General features: G+C 45.8%; 3 protein-coding genes. 2 read left to right on the top strand and 1 reads right to left on the bottom strand.

Features of this window, described 5'->3' with window-relative positions; genetic code table 11:
- Positions 1–127 precede the first annotated feature (127 nt).
- Both B9J87_RS03065 and glmS read left to right on the top strand, forming a co-directional pair.
- The gene (locus B9J87_RS03065) at positions 128–889 is read left to right on the top strand and encodes a DeoR/GlpR family DNA-binding transcription regulator (RefSeq protein ID WP_013857797.1); all 762 of its coding nucleotides are present in this window, start codon (positions 128–130) and stop codon (positions 887–889) included.
- Between the two features lie 87 nt (positions 890–976).
- Entirely contained in the window at positions 977–2809 is a 1833-nt protein-coding gene (glmS, locus tag B9J87_RS03060) for a glutamine--fructose-6-phosphate transaminase (isomerizing) (protein WP_017045440.1), read from the top strand.
- 296 nt (positions 2810–3105) lie between these two features.
- Here the strand turns inward: glmS and B9J87_RS03055 are convergent.
- Positions 3106–3238 (bottom strand): transposase domain-containing protein (locus B9J87_RS03055; RefSeq protein ID WP_141201529.1); only part of this gene is annotated, 133 nt, incomplete at its 5' end.

The following is a 3238-nucleotide window of genomic DNA, read 5'->3' as shown; positions in this document are numbered from 1 at the left end:
GCCTAAGAATTGTCTTAGGACAAGGTTTTAGCGTGAATTATTAATTTTTTAGATCGAAATAAATAGACAATAAAGTTTCGATTCGATTAATATTGCTTTCGATTCGTAATCTTGAAGAAAAGTATAAATGTCGAAACGAAATACACAACTGAGAAGACACACCATCGCTAACCTTGTGAATGAACAGGGTGAGGTCAGTGTTGATGCACTCTCTGCTCAGTTTGAAACCTCAGAGGTGACGATTAGAAAGGATTTGGCCTCTTTAGAGAAAAACGGTCAACTCTTACGCCGTTACGGTGGTGCGATTGCACTGCCTAAAGAGGTGGTCAATGATGAGTTTAATCCTAAAGTTTCGAATCGAAAGATAAAGCTGGCTAAGGCGGCGGCTAAGTTAATTCGAGACCACAATCGCATCGTTATTGACTGTGGTAGTACTACGGCAGCATTAATTCAGCAACTGAATGATAAACGCGGTTTGGTTGTGATGACCAACTCATTGCACGTAGCGAATGCCCTTAATGAACTAGAAAGTGAACCGACACTATTAATGACGGGCGGTACTTGGGATACCCATTCCGAGTCCTTTCAGGGCAAAGTGGCTGAATCGGTACTGCGTTCTTACGATTTTGACCAACTGTTTATTGGCGCTGACGGTATTGATCTTGAACGTGGCACCACCACCTTCAATGAACTGATTGGCCTGAGCAAAGTGATGGCCGAAGTCTCACGAGAAGTGATCGTGATGATCGAATCAGACAAAGTTGGCCGAAAAATTCCCAACCTTGAGCTCGCTTGGGAGCATATCGACGTGTTAGTGACCGATAACGATCTAACCGTTCAAGATGCCGCATTGATTGAATCGCACCAAGTGCGAGTGATCCGAGCTTAATTAACCCCTATTCAACCATTCCTAAATAAAGGCCTTCGCTTGCGGCTTTAGGGATGAAGCATAAATCTAAAATGGAGTAAAAACCTTATGTGTGGAATCGTCGGTGCAGTAGCACAACGAGATGTGGCTGAAATTTTAGTGGAAGGACTACGCCGCTTGGAATACCGCGGTTATGATTCAGCCGGTGTTGCTGTGGTGGATAGTGCGAGCCAATTAACGCGCGTTCGTCGTTTAGGCAAAGTGCAAGAGCTAGCCGATGCAGTCGAAAAGCAACATGTTGCCGGAGGTACAGGCATTGCGCACACACGCTGGGCGACACACGGTGAACCTTCCGAAATTAATGCTCACCCACACATGTCGGGCGATATTGCGGTTGTGCATAACGGCATTATCGAAAACCATGAAACGCTACGTGATGTTTTGCGTGAACGCGGCTACCTTTTTGAATCGCAAACCGATACCGAAGTGATTGCTCACCTTGTTGAGTGGGAACTGCGCACGGCCAGTTCACTGCTTGAAGCGGTGCAAAAAACCGTTAAACAACTCGAGGGTGCTTACGGTACTGTGGTACTTGATCGCAAAGATCCAAGCCGTGTTGTGGTTGCTCGCTCTGGTAGCCCGATCGTGATCGGTTTCGGTGTTGGTGAGAATTTCTTAGCTTCAGACCAATTAGCTTTGCTGAATGTTACACGCCGCTTTATGTATCTTGAAGAGGGTGATGTCGCGGAAGTTACGCGCCGCGATGTGACGGTTTTTGCTGCAAACGGCGAACAGGTGACGCGTGAAATTAGCGAATCTAACGCAGAGCACGACGCTGGCGATAAAGGTAAATATCGTCATTTCATGCAAAAAGAGATCTTTGAACAGCCAACGGCATTGATTAACACCATGGAAGGCCGCATCACCAAAGACAGCGTAGTGACAGAAAGCATTGGCGTGAACGCTGCCGAAATTCTTAGCCAAGTGGAACATGTACAAATCGTCGCTTGCGGAACGTCGTACAACGCAGGCATGACAGCGCGTTATTGGTTTGAAGCATTGGCAGGCGTGAGTTGCGATGTGGAAATTGCCTCTGAATTTCGCTATCGCAAATTTGTGACTCGTCCAAATAGCTTGTTGATTACGCTTTCTCAATCCGGTGAAACGGCAGATACCTTAGCCGCTTTGCGCTTGGCGAAAGAAAAAGGCTACATGGCCGCGATGACTATTTGTAACGTAGCGGGTTCTTCGCTGGTTCGTGAATCTGACTTTGCATTCATGACTCGCGCTGGAACAGAGATTGGTGTGGCATCAACCAAAGCCTTCACTACTCAGCTTGCAACCTTGTTAATGTTAGTGACCGCTCTTGGTAAACAAAAGCAGTGCATTAATAAAGAAAAAGAGGCGGAAATTGTTGAAGCACTGCATGCACTGCCTGCACAAATTAATGCCGCCCTTGCCTATGAAAAGCAGATTGAAGCACTGGCTGAAGATTTCGCAGATAAACACCACACTCTATTCCTAGGTCGTGGTGAGTTTTACCCTATCGCGCTTGAAGCATCATTAAAGCTGAAGGAAATCTCTTACATTCATGCTGAAGCATACGCAGCGGGCGAATTAAAGCACGGCCCATTAGCACTGATTGACGCTGATATGCCCGTTGTCGTAGTTGCGCCAAATAACGAGCTGTTAGAGAAGCTAAAATCGAACATTGAAGAAGTACGTGCTCGTGGCGGTTTGCTGTATGTGTTTGCCGATCAAGACGCTGGCTTTGCGGCTGATGAAACAATGAAAATCATCACCATGCCACACGTGAGTGAAATTACCGCGCCGATCTACTACACCATTCCAATGCAGCTTCTTTCTTATTATGTTGCTTTAATCAAAGGTACGGATGTCGACCAACCTCGTAATCTGGCCAAAGCCGTAACGGTTGAGTGATACAAGGTGGTGAGAGCGCATATTGTGTGAGTAGAATAAAGTATCATACTAAGTAATAAAGATTCATACTAAGCATTAAAGTATCATACTAAAAGGCAGCGTTCTCTAATCGGTACGCTGCCTTTTCTAACACACTTCGGGACGTAATTTGCCTAATTGATAAAAATGACTGGATTCATAGCGTTCGAACTGGGTTTTCCATTCTTGGTCGGTGCGTCGTTTGGTCATATCAAATCTCCTTGTGGTGGGAGGTTTGATTTTATGTATCCGCCCCATGATCCCACGGGGCGATATTATTAATGTTTGAAGTTCCAAGGTAGGAGCGCATCGATATCAGGCTCAGATTTCGCTATCTCTTTCATGCACTTGACCATGTAGTCGTAAAGGATAAGGCCGTTGGCTTTCGCTGTCTCGACGATACTGTAAAGC

The sequence above is a fragment of the Vibrio sp. V19_P1S1T109 genome (assembly GCF_002241375.1).
GTDB lineage: Bacteria > Pseudomonadota > Gammaproteobacteria > Enterobacterales > Vibrionaceae > Vibrio > Vibrio anguillarum.
This window is presented reverse-complemented; position numbering and strand designations above follow the sequence as displayed.